Origin of the sequence: Sporomusa malonica, from assembly GCF_900176355.1 — a bacterium.
Lineage (GTDB): Bacteria > Bacillota > Negativicutes > Sporomusales > Sporomusaceae > Sporomusa > Sporomusa malonica.
In genome coordinates, this window is the sequence record NZ_FWXI01000001.1 from 277,014 (window position 1) to 298,641 (window position 21,628).

The window sequence follows — 21,628 nt, forward strand, 5'->3', positions numbered from 1 at the left end:
ATATGAAAGGTGGATATCTTATGGCAGATAAGTTTAAAGTTCTCTACTATGTAAACCAATTTTTTGGCCAAATAGGTGGAGAGGATAAAGCAGGTATGCCCCCAGAGTTTAGTCCGAATAAGATTGGCCCGGCAATGGGTTTTGAAGGATTGCTTAAGGGGGAAGGATCGGTTGTCGGCACCATTATCTGTGGTGATAACTACTTCAATGAGAACAAAGATGAAGCCATAGAGACTATTTTGAATATGGTAAAAGAAGCTGCTCCGGATGTGTTTGTCGCTGGGCCTGCTTTTAATGCCGGGCGGTATGGAGTAGCCTGTTCAGAGATTTCCAAGACTGTTGCTGAACACTTGAAGATCCCGGTAGTCACTGGTATGTATGTGGAAAACCCCGGCTTGGATAACTGCAAAGCGATCGCCTATGTAGTCAGTACGAGCGATAACGCTGGCGGAATGCGTAAAGCATTGCCCTTAATGGCGTCACTGGCCTGTAAGTTGGCCAAAGGGATTGAAATTGGGTCTCCTGAAGACGAAGGGTACATTGCTCGCGGTATGAGAAAGACGCTCATTGTGGAAAAAAGAGGTTCACAAAGGGCTGTGGAAATGTTACTTGCCCGCTTAAAAGGTCAGCCTTTTGCAACAGAAATGCCGATGCCTGTATTTGATGTAGTGGCACCTGCTGAATCAATTAAGGAGTTAAGTAAGGCTACCATTGCCTTGTGCACCTCTGGCGGTATTGTACCAGCAGGAAATCCGGACAAAATTCAGTCGGCCAGTGCGCAAAAATGGGGTAAATACGATGTTACTGCAATTAATGCGCTTGAGGCTCCTTGCTATTATACAACACATGGTGGCTATGATCCGATCTATGCCAATGAGGATCCTGACCGTGTCGCACCATTAGATATTTTAAAAGAATTCGAAGATGAGGGCTATATTGGAAAGGTTTATGACTGGTTTTATACAACCACCGGAACCGGAACTGCCGTAAGCAAATCAGTAGAATTTGGTGTGCAAATAGGAGCTGAATTGAAGGCTGCTGGAGTGGATGGTGTTATCTTAACATCCACCTGAGGGACCTGTACTCGTTGCGGTGCAACGATTGTAAAAGAAATCGAAAGATATGGTATTCCTATTGTCCACATGGCTACTATTACGACGATTAGTGAGTCAGTCGGTGCTAATCGAATTGTCCCGACTATTGCTATTCCTTATCCGGTGGGAAATCCGAAGCTTAGTAAGGGCGATGAACATACTTTGAGAAAAGCAATAGTTAAAAAGGCATTGGATGCGTTAACTACCGAAATTACCGAACCAACTCAATTTGAGTAAGAAAATTCTTATGTAGAGAGGATCGGCTATATTATGTCTGATCCTCAAAGAAAAGATACATCAAAAGCTAGATTTGAATTTGAAAGGGGATAAAAAGAATGGCAAACTTTGAAGAACTGTCAAAAAGCGTAATCAGCGGTAATCTCGCCAAAGTTAAAAAGATAACACAGACACTGATAGATGAAGGAGTCTCGCCTCTAGATATCATCAATCAGGGGTTAATCGGGGGAATGAGTGTAGTGGGTGCCCGTTTTAAGAACGGGGAGATGTTTGTACCGGAAGTTCTAGTTGCTGCCAGATCCATGACTGCGGGAATTGAGTTGGTAAAGCCTTTGATATCAGCTGAGAACATGCCTTCAGCAGGCAAAGTTATGTTGGGTACGGTTAAGGGAGACCTTCACGATATCGGGAAGAACCTAGTGGGAATGATGCTCGAAAGTAGAGGCTACAGCATTATTAACGTAGGAATGGATGTTTCCCCGGAAAAATTTGTGCAATTACTAAAAGAGCACAAACCAGATGTATTGGGGATGTGCGCCTTACTTACCACAACAATGCTGCATATGAAAGATACTATCGAACTCATGAAAGAAGAGGGCATCAGAGATCAAGTTAAAGTAATTGTAGGAGGGGCGCCACTGTCCCAGGATTTTGCGGATGAATGCGGTGCAGACGGATATGCGCAGGATGCGGGTTCGGCGGTAGATCTCTGTAATCGGCTCTTGGCGTAAACTTAGAGGGTTTGAAAGGAGAGAGAAGTAAGTGAGTACAACAAAAAGTCGTTATACGCGGGCAAATTATGCGGTCAATCAGACCACCGTTTGGGAAATGCTTAGTGAGGATCAATGTGAAGAACTTTTCATGACAGCGCTTGAGGTTCTAGAACGTACCGGGGCAGAAATCCTGAACGAAGAAGCTCGTAAAATCTTCGAAAAAGCAGGCTGCTGGGTCGATGGCAATCGAGTTAGAATCCCTTCCGCGTTATCAGAGTGGGCGGTAAGAAGTGCGCCTTCACGCGTCACCGTATGTGACCGAAATGGCAAAAGGGCTTTAAAATTAGAAACTACAAACGCTTATTATGGACCAGGTCACGGTAATACCTATGTGATTGACCCCCTGACAGCTGCACGGAAAAAACCGGTTAAGACGGATGTCGCTAAAACCGGCGTTGTTTGTGACGGATTAAAGAACGTTGATTTCGTTATGAGCAACGGTCTTCCCACAGATGTCCCAAAAAGCACAGCAGAAGTTCATGCTTTTGAAGCCTTGGTAACCAATACGACCAAGCCAATTATCCAGTCAATCCAGGGAGTAGAACAAGCACAAGCAATTCTTGACATCGCCACTGCCGTGGCCGGAAGTTTAAGGGAATTCCAAAAGAATCCTTTTGCAGTTTTTCTGATTGAAACAGAAGGAACGCTGGTACATTCCGAGGCGACGTTGGCCAAGGTCCTATTTGCTGCCCGAAACGGAGTTCCCTATATTTATGCGACCAAGCTCATTGCCGGTGAAACATCGCCTGCTACTCCGGCCGGGGCCATTGTCGTAGCTTTGGCAGATGATTTAGTCGGGATATTGCTGGGACAATTAGTTCGCCAAGGAGCCCCTGTGATTGCCGGCGGTTTCTTCACAATTAAAAATCAAGAGACCGGTATCTTGCCTTACGGCGCTCCGGAAGTCAGCCTGATGGGAACAGGAATGGCAAATGTTATGCGTTTCCTTAGGATTCCGAGTTTCGGCTTTGCCGGTGCTACAGACGCTAAAGAAAGCGATGCACAAATGGGCTTAGAAGCAGCATTTTCCATTCTGCATGCCGGTATGAGCGGAACAAGTCTGATTCATGGCTGCGGTCAATTGGAATATGGCCTGACAGGATCTTTGGAATTACTGGTCATGGGCGATGAAGTCATGGGTATGACGCGCAGAATGATGAAAGGCGTCGAGGTAAATGAAGAACGATTAGCCCGAGGCGTAATTGATGAAGTACAGCCAGCAGGACATTACCTGGGTGAAGATCATACTTTAAAATTTTTCCGCTCGGAATTCTGGTGGCCGACAGTTATGAATAGAACAAGGATTGCTGAATGGGAGGCCAATGGGGCGAAAAGTTTAGGCCAACGAGTTAAAGAAAAGACCCAAAGTATAATCAAGACCCACCAAGCAGAGAAACTTTCTGAAGAGGTCCTGAGCAAAATCCAGACAGTCTTAGACAGAGTGGATGCCAGATAGAATTAAATGAGGGTTGAAAGGAGAGTTTGAAGTTGACAACTAGAACAAACTTTAAAGCGTATTCAAGTACCAAGATGAATATATTGTCGGAAGCTCAATGTCATGAATTGGTCATGGCTGCAGTAGAAGCAATGTGGCGCACCGGAACAGATTTCCATGACAAAGAGTCGCTGGAAATTCTAAGAAAAGCAGGCTGCTGGGTCGACGGGAAAAGAGTTCGGATACCGGCAAACATTACAGAACGGTGCTTGAGAAGCTGTCAGAAACACGTTGTGCTTTGCAATAGCCGGACTGGAGCCCGAGAACTGTTTATCGAAGGAAATAATGCTTATTTTGGTTCGGGCCCCTGCACCCCGTTTACCCGAAACCCCTTCACGAACGAAAGACATCGTGCTACCAGACAGTCTGTAGGCTGGGCAACCAAGGTTCTTGATGCCTTGCCAAATATTGATTATGCGATGTCGCTGGGTATTGTTCAAGATGTGCCTCTGTTAGTATCGGACCGCCATGAGTTTGAGCAACAGATTTTACACACCGATAAACCGATTATTACGGTTTGTGTTGATGAATGGGGCCAAGCGGACGTCATTAAGATGGCTGAGATCGTCGCCGGTGGTGAGGAAGAACTAAGACGGAACCCATTTATCTGCCTGTATGCTGAACCGATTTCGCCAGGTGTGCACTGCAAGGAAGCTGCGCAAAAGTTAGTCCTGGGGGCTAAGAAGGGCTTACCGACCATTTATACCCCTTGTATTATGGCTGGAGGAACGGCACCTGCAACTATGGCAGGGGTAATGGTTCAAGGTTTATGCGAAAGCTTGAGCGGTATGGTTCTGAGTCAGTGTACCCGTGAAGGAGCCCCCTTTATTATGGGTGGAGTGTACACTGTACTGGATATGGGTACGACCATCTTCTCCTATGGAGCACCGGAGCTTCACCTGCTCCTAGCCAGCTTAGCTGATGTGGCTCATTATCTGAATATTCCGATGTTTGGTACGGCAGGCTGTACAGATTCTTGTATTATTGATGAACAGGCAGGAATAGAGGCAGCCCTGTCCATCGCTATGACAAATATGTCAGGAGCCAACCTAAATCATGATACAGGTTACTCAGAATACGGGACGACTTCAAACCTCGACCTTGTTGTAATTGCCGATGAAGTATTGGGTATGGCCAGAAGATTAACCAGTGGTATACGTGTTGATCAGGAAACGTTAGCGCTCGATGTCATTGAAAAGGTTGGTCCGGGCGGCAATTTTGCCGATGAAGATCATACCGAAGAGCATGTAGAGGAGAACTATACCCCGAGATTGGTCAATCGCGCCGCTCGCAGTATTTGGGAAAGTACAGGCGGGAAAACACTGACCCAGGTAGCCAATGAAAAAGTTCGAGACATTATTAATTACCACGAGCCCATTCCTCTGCCGAAGGATATTTCCGCAAAGATCAGGGATATTGTAGAAAACGCTGTCGGACATATGCCGGGCGAAGACGATTAAGAAAAGTTTAGCTGCCTGCTTTTGCTTTCGTAAGGAGGAATAGAAATGTCACTGGTATTGGGAATCGATACTGGCGGAACTTATACCGATGGTGTGGTCGTGGAGCTTAGGAGCAAACAGATATTGAAGAAGGCCAAAGCATTGACTACCCGTGAGGATCTATCCATTGGCATTCGAAACTGTATTACTAATTTGGATTTTGAAGATTTTAAGAACATCAGTGCGGTTTCGCTATCAACCACATTAGCAACTAATGCAATTGTAGAAGGTCGCGGGTGTAAGGTGGGCCTTTTGATGATTGGCTATAATTCCACTGATTCACTCCCTGCAGAACATAACTATGTTCTGCAGGGAGGGCACAATCTCAAAGGCCGTCCCAATGCAGAACTAGATCTGGAAAAGACCCGCCAAGCTATTTGCGAGCTAAAAGGTAAAGTAGATGCCATAGCTATTTCGGGATATCTTAGCATAAGGAATCCTGAACACGAAGTTGCTGTAATGGGTATGGTGAATGAAATTTTGGATCTTCCGGTGGTATGTGCTCACCAGCTAACGACTTCCTTAGGATTCCATGAAAGGACAGTTACAGCAGTTCTCAATGCTCGCTTAATTCCAATCATTACCGAATTAATTGAATCTGTAAAAAAGGTGCTTGGCGAAAAAGGGATAGAGGCACCCATTATGGTCGTTAAAGGCGACGGGTGTATGATGGGCGAGGCTTTAGCGCGTGAAAAGCCTATCGAGACTATTTTATCGGGACCGGCTTCCAGTATCATAGGAGGAACTTTTCTTACTAAAACTTCTGATGCTCTTGTGCTTGACATGGGTGGAACCACAACTGATATTGCCATTCTAAAAAATGGAGTGCCTAAGATCAATCAAGAGGGGGCAACAGTAGGTGGTTGGCTTACGCGTGTTCAAGCTGCACAGATCTATACCTATGGCCTAGGCGGAGATAGCTATGTCCAAATTAGCAAAGATGGTGAAATTCAGGTAGGTCCCCAACGGGTATGGCCCTTGTCTGTGGTTGCGTACCAACATCCTTATTTGGTCGATGAATTGAAGATGAAATTTGATAAGACCTATGATCTTATGTTTGCCCAAGCAACAGATTGTTTCATGTTCCTTAAGCAAGCAACATTTGAAGAATTGAATGACCAAGAAAAAGAAGTTGTTGAAATTCTTCAACATGGACCAAGAAGTTTATATTATCTAACCCAAAGGATGAATCTGGATCCTAACCTGCTAAATTTACAACATCTCGTTAATTTGGGAGTATTAGCCAGAATATCACTTACTCCCACTGATCTCTTGCATGCCAAAGGGACCTATCATCAATGGAACCGAGAAGCAGCGGAAATAGGCGTAGAAGTCTTAGCAAGCCGAATGAGAGTAAGCTCGGAAGAGTTTATTCGACTGGCTTCAGAAAAAATAATCAATGACCTTTGCATTACCTGTCTTCAGAGTCTTGTAGGCTGTGATGCGCAAAACATTAAGATAAAAAATACACCAGATGTCATGTATTTCATAGAAAAAGCCTTATCACCCAAACAAGATCAAGGATTTGACTGTTCTTTTAAAATCAATATGCCAATTGTTGGCATAGGCGCTCCGGTTAGGGCTTGGTTGCCAGCTGTAGCAGAGAAGATGAATACCTCTTTGATTATTCCGGAGCATGCTGAAGTAGCCAACGCTGTTGGGGCCGCAACTGGTAAGATCATGGAAACTATCAAAGTATTGATTAAGCCTGGCGAAAAAGATGGAACCTATCTGATGCATGCCCCTTGGGAATGTAAGATGTTTGAAAGTCTGGAAACTGCAGTGTCCTATTCACTGGACAAAGCAAAGCAACAGGCAAGGCTGGCGGCAAGTAAAGCAGGGGCAAAAGAGTTTGAGTTAGTTGTAAGCCATCAGGATAGATATGCGCAAGCCTCAATGATAGAAAAAGATCTTTATATTGAATCACTTATCGAAATAACCGCCGTAGAACGTCCGGAGTGGGAAAGAGAAGAAATAAAAGAAAAATTCTTTGTGGATTGTGCAGAGCCCGTTTTGAGTAATGCTGGTTGAGTCTTGCTGCCGGAAACACAAAAAAGGCTCAAGGCGCAAAGCTTTGAGCCGCAGCAATTCCTCCCTTTATGTAGGTTTTTATCTGAATATTCTATCTACAAATAAAGCTCAGTGTAATAAATGGAAAATAAGGAATAGTTCGTTTGTGGTGGATGAATTAAAAAAGTACCTATGAAAAACACTAGGTACTTTTGTTAATATTCATAGTATTAATTTGATTATACCTTAGTTGGAAAGCGCTCAGCAAGTATAGTATCAAAAGTGATTCCGTCCCACCCCTGTTTTCTCATAAGAAGTGGAAACGGAATCGGCCCAAAATCCGGCAGTGATGAAATGAAATTACCCTTTCTTGGCAGTGGGGCAACTCCTTGTCATTGGCCGAGATTCTGCAAGGGAGGTGAAAAACCACCGCGGGAGATAGAAAAAATATTTACAATTTATAGATTTTATATTTTTATTTGGTGTTATGATTATACAAAAAAAAATATTATTTTACAATGCTAAATTTTACTCGTTGTAAATCTCTAAAAGCACGATACTAACTGCTGATCGAATACGCGGGCTTACCATGGACTTAGCTTTGGTGGGTGCGTGGGCAAATACCCTTTTATATACTCCCATTTTTTTAATAAGGGAATTTGTTATAGGTACTGTCTAAGAAATTCCTAGAATTGAAAGGAGATTTTCTTGATGGCTACACCGAAACAAGAAGGCTTTAAACACAAAGACATTTGTGAATACACAAAGGATTGGGGATTGTTTGGTAAAGTTGACCCAGTCGTATTCATTCTATCTGCAGTTTTATTAACTGCGTTTACCATATGGGGATTAGTTGACAACAAAGGCCTTGGCGCAGTGGCCGGCGCAGCACTCAAATGGACGATAACTTATACAGGCTGGCTGTACATGGGCGGCGTATTCTTTATTTTAGTCTGGTGTTTCTATATGGCTTACGGCAAATTTGGCCACATAAAACTGGGCAAAGATGATGATGTCCCGGAATATTCGGATTTCTCTTGGTTTTCCATGCTGTTTGGCTGTGGAATGGGCGTAGGTTTAATTTTCTGGTCTGTGGCAGAACCTCTTTACCACTATATGAAAGGTCCTTCTTATGCTGGCGCTCCTGGTAGCGCACAGGCAGCGGAATGGTCAATGGCTATTTCCTTCCTGCACTGGGCGTTGAATGCCTGGGCGGTATTTGTGGTAATTGGTATTGCCATAGGTATTTTAATGTATAAAAAAGGACTCCCCGCCTTGATAAGTACCTGTTTCTATCCTATACTGGGAGACAAAATATATGGACCGATCGGCAAGATAATTGATATTGTTACATTGGTCGCAGTATTCTTCGGTCAATGTACCACGATTGGTTTGGGCGTTATGCAGCTGACTTCCGGGATTAATTTCAACTATGGTGTTCCCATAACGCTGGGGTTAAATGTTGTGGTTCTGCTCGTATGTTGTCTTGTCTATCTGGCATCTGCTTGTCTGCCTATTGAAAAGGGGATTAAGGTCGGTTCGAACATCAGCATGATTGCGTGTCTCGGTATCATGCTTTACTTGTTCCTTGCCGGACCGACTACTTATATTTTAGACAACTTTGTCAACGGCACCGGGCTTTATCTCCAAAACATAGTGAAAATGAGCTTATGGATGGATCCGGTAGAAAAAAGTGGCTGGCTCGGCGGCTGGACCATTTATTACTGGGCATGGTGGATTTCCTGGGCACCTTTTGTCGGCTTGTTTTTCGCCAAGATTTCCAAAGGCCGGACAATCAAGGAATTTGTGCTGGCCTCATTAATTGCTCCTTCGCTGTTTAGTATGATCTTCATGAATATTTTTGGAACAACTGCCTTAAACTTTGAACTATCTGCAGCTACCAAAGGTATCATCTGGAATGCAGTGCAAAAAGACGTGTCAAGTGCTATTTACATTTTGTTTGATCAGTTCCCTGGAGCGGCTCTTCTGGCGCCGGTTCTACTGTTTGTTTCCTTCACCTTCTTTGTGGTATCAGCTGACTCTGCTACGATCGTACTGGGCATTCTGTCCAGCGGCGGCGGCGCTGAACCAAAAACCAGCTTAAAGGTTTTCTGGGGTGCTACCATGGCGGTTGCGGCAGGCGTTTTGATGACCGCTGGTGGTTTAATGGCATTGCAGGCTGCGTCTATTGTGGGAGCATTAGCTTTCACTATTGTTCTGCTCTTCGTGTGCTATACAATACCGAAAATGCTTCAGGACGGCGAGGAGTATTGTAAGCTTGAAACTCCCCAGCAAGTTCCTGTTCCTGATCCAAAGACGGTTTCTCTGTAAAATATAAAAAATAAAGGGGCTGTCTCAAAATAAGTAATTTAAACCTATGCGAGGCAGCTCCTCTCTATGATTATAGTAAAAGGAGTAGCTGAAAATGGAATTCTTGATCGCACTGTCTAAAATCATGATGGTGAACATTGTTTTGAGTGGCGACAATGCGGTGGTCATCGCCATGGCCAGCCGTTGTCTGCCGCCCAAGCAGCAGAAGATGGCCATCTTGTGGGGGAGTGCCGGGGCGATAGGGTTGCGGGTCATACTGACGATCGCGGCGGTAGTATTGCTTAAGATTCCGTATCTGCAGTTTATCGGCGGTCTTTTGCTTGTCTGGATCGGGGTGAAGCTGCTGGTGGAGGACGATCATTGCGAAAACATTGATGCTTCCGATTCGCTGTGGACCGCGATAAAGACGATAATTATCGCCGATATTGTGATGAGTCTGGACAATACGCTGGCTATCGCGGCTATCGCTGAGGGCGATTATTTGCTTTTAGCCCTCGGGCTGGGACTTAGCATACCGCTCATTATCTTCGGCAGCAAGATTCTGGTGATACTTATGGACCGGTTTCCCATTATCGTTTATGCCGGGGCAGCACTGATCGCTTGGACGGCCGGGGTTATGATCAACAAAGATCCGGCAATTGGCATTTATATTTTAGAGTATACGCCCGAATGGCTGTTGCCTGCGGTGATAACGGTAGTCACGGTGGTACTTGGCTACTGGCATAAAAACATGCGGGCCGCTCAAACCGATCCGCCGGATTCGGGGGCAGAAGGGTAATTTACTGCATAGCAGTTTAGTACAAACCTCGATGTGTGTTACATAAGTTTCTTGAGATAGTATTTTTTTGACAAAATACTTTAACATCTTGCGAACACTGCATAGACTAGAAGGAAAATACTTTTGTTTGTAGAATGTGCTACAACATAAGAAAAAAATTAATAACTCCACCATACAGGTGCCTCTCGCTATAGAGGGGAGAATAGGGAAGCTCGGAAGGATTCAAAAAAGAATCCTTAAACGACGCGGTCGCGCCACTGTAATCGGGGAGGAACATCTCTATTATGCCACCGGCTATCCGGGAAGGCGAGGGTGTTCCGAGGAACCGTAAGCCAGGAGACCTGCCTGTTATGGCTGTTATTTACCTCCGCGCCAGGGGTAGTACCAGAAGGACAGGATTTTATGAAAATAGAACCCTAGCCCTTTTGGGCTAGGGGTTTTTATTTGGGCGCAAAATTTTAAAATAGGGGGAGTAGAAATGGATTATCGGACAGCCGTTGAGAGTCTGATTAATGATGCAGCAAAACCGGCCAATAGTTTAGGTTTATTAGAGACGATTTTGAAAAAGATGCTATTGGCGTGGGGGACCATGCATCCTGAAGTGAAACCCTATCATTTAATTTTTGCCGCCGATAACGGTATTGTTGAAGAAGGCGTTGCAGCGGATTCGCCGGAAATAACTTACCTCCAAGCGCGAAATATGGTGGACGGACGTGCGGCGATAGGCTGTTTCTGTAACTTTAACAATGTTCCTTTCTCGGTTATTGATATTGGCATCAATAATAAAAACACTGCAGGAATAAACCGCAAGGTTGCTTATGGCACTAAGAATTTCATGAAGGAAGAAGCTATGAGCCAAGTCGAATTTGACCAAGCCTGGAAAGTTGGGCGAGAAATGGTCAGTTATGCCATTGACACGCAGGGGGCCAACCTGATGTCTTTCGGTGAAATGGGAATAGGTAATACGACAACCTCATCGGCAGTTTTACATGCGATGACTGGAATTTTGCCTGAGTTTGTCGTAGGGTACGGAGCTAGTTTTCAGAATAGCGACCTTGTGAAAAGGAAATGTGTTGTTGTTGCTAAAGGTGTTGAGCACCATAGAGAGACTTTCAAAAGTATTGAGGACATTCTACGCTGTGTTGGTGGACTGGATATTGTTGCAATATGCGCGGGTATGATTGAGTGCGCACAGCTCAAAACACCTTTTGTTATTGATGGCTTTATAACAGCAGTTGCATTTGCTTGCGCTGCTAGAATTAATAAAGAAGTGGAACACTATGCCTTGCCTTCACATATGTCCAAAGAACCGGGTATGGCTTACGCTATGCTCCTCGGAAATATTTTGGCTGACGATGTGCCGATTAGAGCCAATCTGGCTTTAGGAGAAGGTACGGGGGCAATATTGATGATAACAATGCTAAAAACGATGACTTACACTATCTACAATATGGCAAGACGCTCTGATATTGAACCAAGTAATTCGGAGTTGCCGCAACTGGCCGCGATTTAGCGTTATTTTTGCTGGTAAGCAGGAATTGACGGTCATTGTAGCAAAATTATCCCCTTTAAACATGTTCTAAGTTGAAGCAGGGGGAAGTTTTTGTGCATAACTACAACAGGTTTGCTTTGGCTGAAATAGTCAATACTCAGATATTGCAAGAGATCCAGGATAAATTTTCGGAAACTACTGGAATAGCGGCCGTTGTTGTTGATGCTGACGGCAAGCCTGTAACCAAACCGAGCAAATTTACCGATTTTTGCAGCTATGTTCGTTCTTTTCCCGAAGGGTTGGCACGATGTATGGCTTGTGACGACCGGGGCGGGCGGAAGGCTATGGAATGGCAGCGCCCGTTTGTCTACCATTGCCATAGCGGGTTAACCGATTTTGCTGCCCCAATTATTGTGCAAAATGAATATGTAGGCGCTTTGTTAGCTGGCCAAGTTGTACTGCCACAAAAAGATTTTAATACCAAACATGAAATATTTAAACGTTTATCTCATATGGGGATGAATGATAAAATCTTATCAGAATTGTTTGATGCAGTTGAGGTTACACCGGAAAACCGGCTTAAAGCGGCTGCTGATTTGCTGCATATCATGGCAAACTATATTGTGGAAATGGGAGTTACCAATATCGTCCAGAGAAAGTTGATGGAAGAGCTCAAAGCAAAAGCTGAGCTGGAGAACTTGCTACGCGCCGCTGAAATGAAAGCCCTTCAATCACAGATTAACCCGCACTTTCTCTTCAATACACTAAATACCATTGCCCGCCTGTCTTTATTGGAGGGAGCGGAGCGGACACAAGAAGTTGTTCATGCTCTCGCAGATCTGTTGCGTACTAATTTGCGGGATATTGAGGAAATGCGCACACTCGAAGAAGAAATTAAATCAATTGATGACTATTTAACTATTCAAAAGGTGCGCTTTGGTGACCGGATCCAGGCATTTATCGATATCGACTCTACCATGCTGAAAACATCGGTTCCCGCCTTGAGTTTGCAACCATTAGTCGAGAATGCCATCATACACGGTCTTGAACCGAAACGAGATGGCGGGTCGATTCGGATTAGCGGACACACCGAAAGCGATAAGGTAGTCATTGTTGTGTCAGATACTGGGGTCGGTATTTCACCAGAGCGGATTAGTACCATTTTCAAAGTGGAAAAACGGGCCAGAAAAGGCCATACGACCGGACTCGGAGTAATCAACGTACACAAGCGTATTCAGCATTATTTCGGCGATCAGTTTGGTTTAAGTATAGAAAGCAAAGTAGGCGAGGGTACTGATATATTTATACACTTGCCCACCTGCTCCTAATTGCAGAACATAAAAGGAGAGGTATGTATGTATACACTCATGATTGCCGATGATGAACAACTTGAACGCCAGGCGCTCAGATTTATCATTGAAAAAAACTGCCCGGATATACAGGTGATCTTAGAAACTGGAGATGGCAAAAGCGCTATAATGGTAGCTGCTGCAGAAAAACCGGATATTGTTCTCATGGATATTCGGATGCCGGAAATGAGTGGTTTGGAGGCAGCCCGCACGATACGGTCAGAACTGCCAGATACGACTATTGTTATGCTTACTGCTTTTGATGAATTCAGCTATGCGAAAGAAGCCCTTTCGATCGGAGCTGTGGAATATTTGTTAAAGCCGCTGCGACCTAAAGATTTATTGGAGACATTACATGCGGTTACCGAGAAAATCGGACAGCGAAAACGCAAAGAACAGCAAGAAGCTGAGCTCAGGAAGAACCTGGATGAGGCCATGCCGTTTATCAAAAACTCCTTTATCCACGACCTTGTATCAGGCAAGGTAACGGACTTAGCCAATTTCCGTGAGCGAGCGGCTTTTCTTGGTATTACAGCCGATTCTGGCGCAATATTGGTTGCTAATATTGATAATTTTAGGCAAATCACCTGTAGTGCTTCAGAATTGGAACGGCAGGTAGTCAAACAGCGCGTATACCAGCAGGTTTGTAAAATTGTTGGCAAAGAGATTCTGGTTATCCCTTTTGGCGGTGACGAGATTATTATTTTGATGGGTTATGAGGGTGAGGTTAAGCCAGAGCAGGTTGAACACCAGGTAAGAGAGACGGCCCAGAAGATTAGAGACGGCATAACAGAGCTTGGAGTTAGCCTGACGATCGGAATTGGCCGCTACTATAGTGATCCGCTGCAAATCCATAAGTCATATCTTGAGGCAGTAAGCGCCGAACAGCAAAAATTTTATATGGGAGATAATCAGATTATCCACATTGATGATCTTCCTCACCTCAGCGCGGTATCATTTCGGTACCCCTTCAATTATGAGCGGAGTCTGCTTGATAAAGTTCGCTGCGGTGAGCGGCAGCAGGCGAAAGAAGCCTTGCGTCAGCTTTTACACGAGATTTTTTCGGCCAAGGCCAGTATTGAAACAGTAAAAGCCTGTGTATTAGAGCTCTTAATTGTGTTATCAAGAGCTGCTGTGGAGGGCGGAGCCAATCTTGAGCAGCTGACGCTGCTAAATTTTAACTGCATTAATCACTTAATGGGCTGCGCTGACCGGGAAGAAGTACGCCGCTGGATTTTGGATGCTTTGGACCAATTTATGGATAATATGCTGGAACACCGCACAAGTATGAATGTGAGATTGATTAACAAAGCTTGTGCATATATCGTTGAAAATTTCCATAAAAGTATATCCTTAGATGAGGTTGCGCAGACAGTTCATCTGAGCCCCTATTATTTCAGCCGGATTTTTAAGGCAGAAAAGGGCTGCAATTTTGTCGACTTTTTGACAAAAGTAAGGATTGATAAAGCAAAGAAACTGCTGCAAAACCCGGAGCAGACGGTTGTTCGTGTAGCAAGCGAGGCCGGTTACCAGGATGCCAGCTATTTCTGCCGGGTATTTCGCCAGGAAGTTGGGGTTACACCCAATCAATACCGGACCCAACTTAAGAACAGTAATAAAGCTAGCAAAGTGGATAATCTTCCACAACAACAACCTTCTAAAATACAACAATAAAATACGATTGACCTGCCTGGTGTTGCCAGGGGTTAAGATGACCATAAAAAAGACTGTGAAAAACAGTCTTTTTTTGTTTTTATCCGCAAAAGAACAATACATCACAACGAAATACCATGAAGGTAAAAAAACAGCATTGCTTGTGGAAATAGTGCCTTGCCGGAGTGCGCAAATATGTCCTGTGGTCTGGCGACTTCATCTCAAGGTAATTTTGCAAAAAAAGCAAATTAGTATGGAGAAAGGAAATATTCAGTCAATCCACATTGGTACGATTGTGAGGTATTGGTATGATTCAAGAAAAGCCGCGAGTGGTGCAGGAATACGTGCCAGGCAAACAGGTAACGCTGGCACACCTGATCGCCAATCCCAAAAAAGAGTTATGTGGAAAGTTAGGTATTGTGGATACCGGCGCAATCGGCATCTTAACAATTACCCCCTGTGAGGCAGCCATTATTGCGGCAGATGCAGCCACAAAAACAGCAGCTGTACAAATTGGCTTTATGGACCGCTTTACCGGTTCGGTGGTGATCACCGGTAATGTCTCAGCTGTGGAAGCCGCGTTAAAGCAGGTCATCAATCTATTAGCAGACGGACTTGGGTTCTCAGCCTCCAAACTGACAAGGTCGTAATAGCAATATGATTATGTTGGTAGGTCCTGTGGGCGCAGGTAAAACATCTTTGATCAATGCACTTAACCAAGATTGCCGCAAAGCCGAAAAAACATCAAGTATTTGTTTCTGCGATGGAGCCATCGATACACCTGGCGAATATGCACAAATGCCGCGCTTCTACTCGGCATTGGCGGTGACAGCCACCGAAGCGAAAATGGTGCTTATGGTGCAGGATGCTACCGATATCCGGATAACACTTCCGCCAGGTTTTGCCGCCATGTTTCCGCGGCCGGTAGTGGGAGTGGTCACAAAGATAGATGCCCCTGGCGCTGACCAGGAAAGAGCTAAGCTTCGTCTTTTAGAGGCGGGAATCCAAGAGCCTTTCTTCTATGTTTCCGCATACACTGGAGCAGGCTTGGCTGATTTAACAGAATATTTCGTACGAAAGGAGGTGTAAACAGTGAGTGAAGCGTTAGGTATGATCGAAACCAAGGGTTTGGTAGGAGCTATTGAGGCTGCTGACGCGATGGTAAAGGCAGCGAATGTTGTATTGGTAGGTTATGAAAAGATTGGCTCTGGTTTGGTCACTGTTATGGTACGTGGTGATGTCGGTGCCGTTAAAGCTGCTGCTGATGCTGGTGCGGCTGCCGCCAGAAATGTTGGTGAAGTTGTTTCTATTCATGTTATTCCCCGTCCTCATGTGGACGTTGAAAAGATTCTTCCTAAGGTTAAGTAAGTCATAATTTTGGAGGTGTAATTACATGCAAGATCAGTTGATCGAGAAAGTAATGGATGAAATTAAAAAGCGCATGGAAACAGGTGCGCCAGCCGCTCCTGCTCAAGAGGCAGTAAAAGCAGCTGTTAACCCTGGTATTACCGAATTTGTTGGAACAGCCATCGGTGATACCATAGGTTTGGTTATCGCCAACGTAGATCCCATTCTGCATGAAAAAATGAAACTTGATCCTAAATATCGCTCAATCGGTATTCTCGGTGCCCGTACTGGTGCTGGTCCGCACATCATGGCTGCTGACGAAGCTGTTAAAGCCACCAATACCGAGATCGTAACAATTGAGCTCGCCCGCGATACCAAAGGCGGCGCAGGTCATGGTTGCCTAATTATATTCGGAGCCGAAGAAGTATCAGATGCTCGCCGCGCGATCGAAGTTGCCCTCAAAGAGCTTGATCGTACATTCGGTGATGTATACGCTAATGATGCTGGCCATCTTGAAATGCAGTACACTGCCCGTGCCAGCTATGCCATAAACAAAGCTTTCGGCGCTCCTATTGGCAAAGCATTCGGATTAATCGTTGGCGCACCGGCTGCAATTGGTGTTCTGATGGCCGATACAGCTGTAAAAACTGCCAGTGTTGAAGTGGTTGGTTATGCTAGCCCTGCAGGCGGCACCAGTTATTCCAATGAGGTTATTCTCATGGTAACCGGTGATTCAGGCGCAGTACGTCAATCAGTCATTTCGGCCAGAGAAGTAGGCAAAAAATTACTAGAAGCTATGGCTGGTCCGGCTCCGTCCGTAACAACGCCATACATCTAAGAACAGGGGGGAATTGAGATGAAAAGATCAAAACGTTTTGAAATGTTGGAAGCCCGCCCTGTAAACCAGGATGGTTTCGTAGTCGAGTGGCCTGAAGTTGGCTTGATGGCTATGGGCAGCCCCAACGATCCTAAACCCAGTATAAAGATAGAAAATGGCAAAATCATTGAGATGGATGGAATTCCTCGTTCGCAGTTTGACTTTATCGATCAGTTTATCGCTGATTATGCGATTGATACCTCGATCGCTGATAAAGCAATGGCTATGTCAGATACTGAAATAGCCAAAATGCTTGTTGATATTAATGTATCGCGTGACGAACTTGTAAAAATAATCCGTGGTTTGACTGCAGCTAAGATTGTTGCTGTACTCAACACTATGAATGTTGTGGAAATGATGATGGCTCTGCAAAAAATGCGGGCCAGAAAGATTCCTTCCAACCAGTGCCATGTTACTAATCCTCAGGATAACCCAGTTTTGATTGCTGCTGATGCAGCCGAGGCTGCTATGCGCGGTTTCGATGAAATGGAAACAACCGTAGCTGTTGTTCGCTATGCACCGTTTAATGCTCTGGCTCTGCAAGTCGGCGGCCAGGTTGGACGCGGCGGCGTACTGATCCAGTGCGCTCTGGAAGAAGCAACAGAATTGCTCTTAGGTATGAGAGGCATTACTGCTTATGCCGAAACCATCTCGGTTTATGGTACTGAAAATGTATTCGTAGACGGTGACGACACTCCTTGGTCTAAGGCATTCTTAGCCTCAGCATATGCTTCCCGTGGTCTGAAAATGCGTTTCACCTCCGGCACAGGCTCTGAAGTTCAAATGGGTTATGCTGAAGGCAAATCCATGCTGTACCTTGAAGTCCGCTGCATCATGTTAACCCGCGGCGCTGGCGTACAAGGTCTCCAGAACGGTTCTGTCAGCTGCGTTGGTGTACCTGCTGCTGTTCCGTCTGGTATTCGCGCCATTCTTGGCGAGAACCTCACAGCTGCCATGCTTGATCTGGAAGTTGCTTCCAGTAATGACCAAACCTTTACCCATTCGGATATTCGCCGTACTGCCCGTACCCTGATGCAAATGCTGCCAGGCACTGACTTTATTTGCTCAGGCTATAGCGCAACTCCGAACTATGATAACATGTTTGCCGGCTCTAACTGGGATGTTGACGACTATGATGACTGGAACATCATCCAGCGTGACCTCATGGTAGACGGCGGTCTCAAGCCGGTATCAGAAGAAGCTGTTATCGCTGTTCGTAATAAAGCAGCTAAAGCCATCCAGGCAGTGTTTAAAGAGTTTGGCTTCCCGGCGATTACTGACGAGGAAGTGGAAGCTGCCACTTATGCTCACGGCACCAAAGATATCATTAAGCGGAATGTCATTGAAGATTTAAAAGGCGCCGAAGACATGATGAAGCGCGGTATTACCGGTGTGGATATCGTAAAAGCTCTTGCGAAAAACGGCTTTGTCGATGTTGCTGAAAGCGTACTTGGCACTCTCAAACAGCGTATTTCCGGCGACTATCTCCATACTTCAGCCATTCTTGACAAACAGCTCAAGGTTATCAGCGCCGTAAACTGCAAAAATGACTATAGCGGCCCTGGCACAGGCTATCGCCTCAGTAAAGAGCGTTGGGATGAGATCAAAGACATACGTCAGGCGATTAAACCGTCTGATTTTGACGTGTGATTGTAGGGGAGAGGTGGAGAGAAAATGCAAATTAACGAACAATTGATTCGCGAAATAGTTGGGCAAGTTCTCGCCGGCATGGTACAGCCAGCAGCTGCTCCAAAAGCAGTAGCTGGACGCTCCATGACTCTGGTGGAAAAGGGTGAAGCCCGCCCTGGTACCAGATCTGATGAAGTTATCATTGCCCTGGCTCCGGCCTTTGGCAAATATCAAAATAAAACGATCGTGGATGTACCCCATAGTGATGTACTGCGCGAAATGATCGCCGGTATTGAAGAGGAAGGCGTAAAAGCAAGAGTTGTCCGTGTCCTTCGGACATCTGACGTAGATTTTGCTGCTCATGACTGCACTAAGCTTAGTGGCTCGGGTATTGCCATTGGTATCCAGTCCAGAGGCACTACGGTAATTCATCAAAAGGATTTAGCGCCGCTCAGTAATCTTGAATTGTTCTCTCAATCCCCGCTTTTGGACTTAGAAGCTTACCGGCAAATTGGTAAAAATGCGGCCAAATACGCCAAGGGTGAGTCTCCGACTCCGGTACCCACCAAAAACGACCAAATGGCACGGCCTAAATATCAGGCAAAAGCGGCAGTGCTTCATATTAAAGAAACCGAACACGTCGTTCCCGGCGCTAAGCCGATTGAACTCGAAGTACAGTTTTAACTAGGCGGAGGTGAAAAGAAATGTCTGAAAATAAAATGTTAGAAGATATTGTTCGTGAAGTATTAAAGTCGATGGTTGGTGCTCCTCAAGCTGCCGGAGTCAAAGCTGCTGCGCCTGTTCCTTCAGCCACTCTTTGCCCGGAGCGTGATTATCCGCTTTCCCAAAATCGTCCTGAACTGCTCAAAACTCCTACCGGCAAAACCCTTGACGAGATTACTCTTGATAAGGTTATGAGCGGTGAGGTTAAATCTGAAGACGTTCGTATTACCCCTGAGACCCTCAGACTGCAAGCCGAAATTGCAGATGGTGTTGGCAGATACCAATTTGCCAATAACCTGCGCCGGGCTGCTGAAATTGTTGCTATTCCTGACGCTCGCGTGCTCGAAATTTACAATGCACTGCGCCCCTACCGTTCTACTAAACAAGAACTATTTGCTATCGCTGAAGAAATGGAAGTAAAATATAGCGCAAAAATTAACGCCGCTTTTGTGCGAGAAGCCGCAGAAGTTTACGAACGCCGGAATCGTCTCAGAGCGGACTAAGGTGGGAGCCACATGCCTATAATTGCAGGCGTGGATATTGGAAACTCCACAACTGAAGTTTGTTTGGCCCGGATTGAGCAAGGTCAAATAAAAGAATACCTAACAAGCAGTATTATCAAGACAACAGGGATCAAAGGCACGCTGGCTAATGTACCTGGCATTGTTATCGCCCTGCAGGAGGCACTGAGAAACTCCGGTTTGAATTTGACTCATTTGGATGAGATCAGGCTCAATGAAGCTACTCCGGTTATTGGTGACTTGGCGATGGAAACAATTACTGAAACCATTATTACCGAGTCAACCATGATCGGGCATAATCCTTCTACTCCTGGAGGCATTGGTTTGGGTGTCGGGATGACCGTGACCTTTAACCAGCTTCCGGGGGTAGCCTCAGGCGAAAAGGTCATCTGCCTGATCCCTAAGGGAATTGATTATGAAGATGCGGCTGCGGGGATAAACTCGGCAATGTCTCGGGGTGTTCACATTCAGGGCGCAGTTGCCCGGCAAGACGACGCTGTGCTTATTGTCAACAGACTTAAGGTTAAAATCCCTGTTGTTGACGAAGTAACCTTGATTGAAAAAGTCCCGGTTGGCATGCTGGCTGCAGTTGAAGTGGCCGAAGCCGGCCAAACCATTAAAACGCTGTCAAATCCGTATGGCATTGCTACTGTGTTTAACCTAACCCCTGAGGAAACAAAAATGGTTGTTCCGATAGCCAGGGCCTTAATTGGCAATCGCTCGGCAGTTGTTGTCCGGACACCGGAAGGTGATGTCAAAGCCCGTTCCATTCCGGCAGGCTTCATCACTGTTGTGGGACAGAAGGGCAAAGCCGATGTCGATGTTGAAGCAGGTGCAGCCGCCATCATGGAAGCTGTGGAACGTGTACAACCGGTCATAGATGTACAGGGAGAAGCTGGTACCAATGTCAACGGTATGCTGGAACGGGTTCGCCAGGTCATGGCTGAACTGACCAGTCAGCCGGTTACGGAGATGAAAATCCAAGATGTATTAGCTGTTGATACCTTTGTGCCGCAAAAGGTGCAAGGCGGTTTGGCTGGTGAATTTGCGCTGGAAAGCGCAGTCGCTCTGGCGGCTATGGTCAAAACCAGCAGGCTCCCGATGCAGCAGATTGCCAACAAGCTGAATAATGAGCTGGGTGTACGTGTCGTTATTGCCGGTGTGGAAGCTAATATGGCCATCCGTGGCGCCTTAACAACACCAGGCACCGATAAGCCGTTAGCCATCCTGGATATGGGCGGCGGCTCAACTGACGCGGCTATCATTACCAGAGACGGACGGGTGCATTCCATTCATTTGGGCGGCGCTGGTGATATGACCACAATGCTGATTAACTCCGAGCTAGGCTTACATGATTTTGACTTGGCTGAGGACATTAAGAAATATCCCCTGGCCAAGGTTGAAAGCTTGTACCATGTCAGGCTGGAAGACGGTACAGTAAAGTTCTATGATAGTCACCTACCCCCGCACGTATTTGCCCGGGTAGTTATTCTTAAAGAGGATGGTATGGTTCCCATTCCATTTGATCACGCCCTTGATAAGATTAGGCATGTGCGGCGGGAAGCTAAGAAACGCGTTTTTGTCACCAATTCACTTCGTTCCCTGGCACGGGTTGCACCTACCGGCAATATCAGACACATTGAATTTGTCGTATTAGTAGGCGGTTCAGCCATGGATTTTGAAGTAGCTGATATGGTGACAGATGCACTGGCTGAATATGGGATTGTTTGCGGACGAGGCAATATCCGTGGTAGTGAGGGACCGAGAAATGCCGTTGCTACCGGTTTGGTACTGTCTTATCTCGATAGTGAGGCGTAAAT

At 45.6% G+C, this 21,628-nt stretch carries 18 protein-coding genes and 1 riboswitch; all 18 genes read left to right on the forward strand.

Annotated features, from left to right (window positions below; genetic code table 11):
- The first annotated feature begins 20 nt into the window (after nt 1–20).
- The 18 genes from B9A22_RS01220 to B9A22_RS01305 all read left to right on the forward strand — a co-directional run bounded on the left by B9A22_RS01220 (nt 21) and on the right by B9A22_RS01305 (nt 21,626).
- Nucleotides 21–1,331 carry a glycine/betaine/sarcosine/D-proline family reductase selenoprotein B gene (locus B9A22_RS01220; RefSeq protein WP_084573770.1) on the forward strand — a complete coding sequence of 437 codons (1,311 nt, stop codon included), beginning with the start codon at nt 21–23 and terminating at the stop codon, nt 1,329–1,331.
- 98 nt (nt 1,332–1,429) lie between these two features.
- Entirely contained in the window at nt 1,430–2,062 is a 633-nt protein-coding gene (locus B9A22_RS01225; protein WP_084573771.1) for a cobalamin B12-binding domain-containing protein, read from the forward strand.
- 31 nt (nt 2,063–2,093) lie between these two features.
- The gene (locus B9A22_RS01230) at nt 2,094–3,560 is read left to right on the forward strand and encodes a trimethylamine methyltransferase family protein (RefSeq protein ID WP_217805843.1); all 1,467 of its coding nucleotides are present in this window, start codon (nt 2,094–2,096) and stop codon (nt 3,558–3,560) included.
- Nucleotides 3,561–3,592: 32 nt separating this feature from the next.
- The gene (locus tag B9A22_RS01235) at nt 3,593–5,059 is read left to right on the forward strand and encodes a trimethylamine methyltransferase family protein (RefSeq protein WP_217805844.1); all 1,467 of its coding nucleotides are present in this window, start codon (nt 3,593–3,595) and stop codon (nt 5,057–5,059) included.
- Between the two features lie 45 nt (nt 5,060–5,104).
- Nucleotides 5,105–7,129, forward strand: a complete 2,025-nt coding sequence (locus B9A22_RS01240; RefSeq protein ID WP_084573772.1) for a hydantoinase/oxoprolinase family protein — start codon at nt 5,105–5,107, stop codon at nt 7,127–7,129.
- Between the two features lie 690 nt (nt 7,130–7,819).
- Nucleotides 7,820–9,439 carry a BCCT family transporter gene (locus B9A22_RS01245; RefSeq protein ID WP_084573773.1) on the forward strand — a complete coding sequence of 540 codons (1,620 nt, stop codon included), beginning with the start codon at nt 7,820–7,822 and terminating at the stop codon, nt 9,437–9,439.
- Between the two features lie 124 nt (nt 9,440–9,563).
- Nucleotides 9,564–10,217, forward strand: coding sequence for a TerC family protein (locus B9A22_RS01250; protein WP_281252331.1), 654 nt, complete (start codon nt 9,564–9,566; stop codon nt 10,215–10,217).
- A gap of 159 nt (nt 10,218–10,376) precedes the next feature.
- Nucleotides 10,377–10,580, forward strand: a riboswitch (cobalamin riboswitch).
- Nucleotides 10,581–10,695: 115 nt separating this feature from the next.
- Complete coding sequence (locus B9A22_RS01255; RefSeq protein WP_084573775.1) at nt 10,696–11,730, forward strand: nicotinate-nucleotide--dimethylbenzimidazole phosphoribosyltransferase; 1,035 nt, start codon at nt 10,696–10,698, stop codon at nt 11,728–11,730.
- 92 nt (nt 11,731–11,822) lie between these two features.
- The gene (locus B9A22_RS01260) at nt 11,823–13,037 is read left to right on the forward strand and encodes a sensor histidine kinase (RefSeq protein WP_084573776.1); all 1,215 of its coding nucleotides are present in this window, start codon (nt 11,823–11,825) and stop codon (nt 13,035–13,037) included.
- Between the two features lie 27 nt (nt 13,038–13,064).
- A complete protein-coding gene (locus B9A22_RS01265; protein ID WP_084573777.1) occupies nt 13,065–14,732 on the forward strand; it encodes a response regulator transcription factor in 1,668 nt (555 codons plus the stop codon).
- 287 nt (nt 14,733–15,019) lie between these two features.
- Entirely contained in the window at nt 15,020–15,361 is a 342-nt protein-coding gene (gene eutS / locus B9A22_RS01270; protein ID WP_084573778.1) for an ethanolamine utilization microcompartment protein EutS, read from the forward strand.
- Between the two features lie 7 nt (nt 15,362–15,368).
- A complete protein-coding gene (locus B9A22_RS01275) occupies nt 15,369–15,800 on the forward strand; it encodes a EutP/PduV family microcompartment system protein (RefSeq protein ID WP_084573779.1) in 432 nt (143 codons plus the stop codon).
- A 21-nt stretch (nt 15,801–15,821) separates the two neighbouring features.
- Nucleotides 15,822–16,079, forward strand: coding sequence for a BMC domain-containing protein (locus tag B9A22_RS01280; protein WP_217805853.1), 258 nt, complete (start codon nt 15,822–15,824; stop codon nt 16,077–16,079).
- Nucleotides 16,080–16,104: 25 nt separating this feature from the next.
- Nucleotides 16,105–16,896, forward strand: a complete 792-nt coding sequence (gene pduB, locus B9A22_RS01285; RefSeq protein WP_084573781.1) for a propanediol utilization microcompartment protein PduB — start codon at nt 16,105–16,107, stop codon at nt 16,894–16,896.
- An 18-nt stretch (nt 16,897–16,914) separates the two neighbouring features.
- Nucleotides 16,915–18,585: a propanediol/glycerol family dehydratase large subunit gene (locus tag B9A22_RS01290; protein ID WP_084573782.1), complete on the forward strand. Its 1,671-nt coding sequence runs from the start codon at nt 16,915–16,917 to the stop codon at nt 18,583–18,585.
- A gap of 24 nt (nt 18,586–18,609) precedes the next feature.
- Entirely contained in the window at nt 18,610–19,248 is a 639-nt protein-coding gene (locus B9A22_RS01295) for a propanediol/glycerol family dehydratase medium subunit (RefSeq protein ID WP_084573783.1), read from the forward strand.
- Nucleotides 19,249–19,268: 20 nt separating this feature from the next.
- Entirely contained in the window at nt 19,269–19,790 is a 522-nt protein-coding gene (locus B9A22_RS01300; protein WP_084573784.1) for a diol dehydratase small subunit, read from the forward strand.
- 12 nt (nt 19,791–19,802) lie between these two features.
- Nucleotides 19,803–21,626 carry a diol dehydratase reactivase subunit alpha gene (locus B9A22_RS01305; protein WP_084573785.1) on the forward strand — a complete coding sequence of 608 codons (1,824 nt, stop codon included), beginning with the start codon at nt 19,803–19,805 and terminating at the stop codon, nt 21,624–21,626.
- Nucleotides 21,627–21,628: the final 2 nt, after the last annotated feature.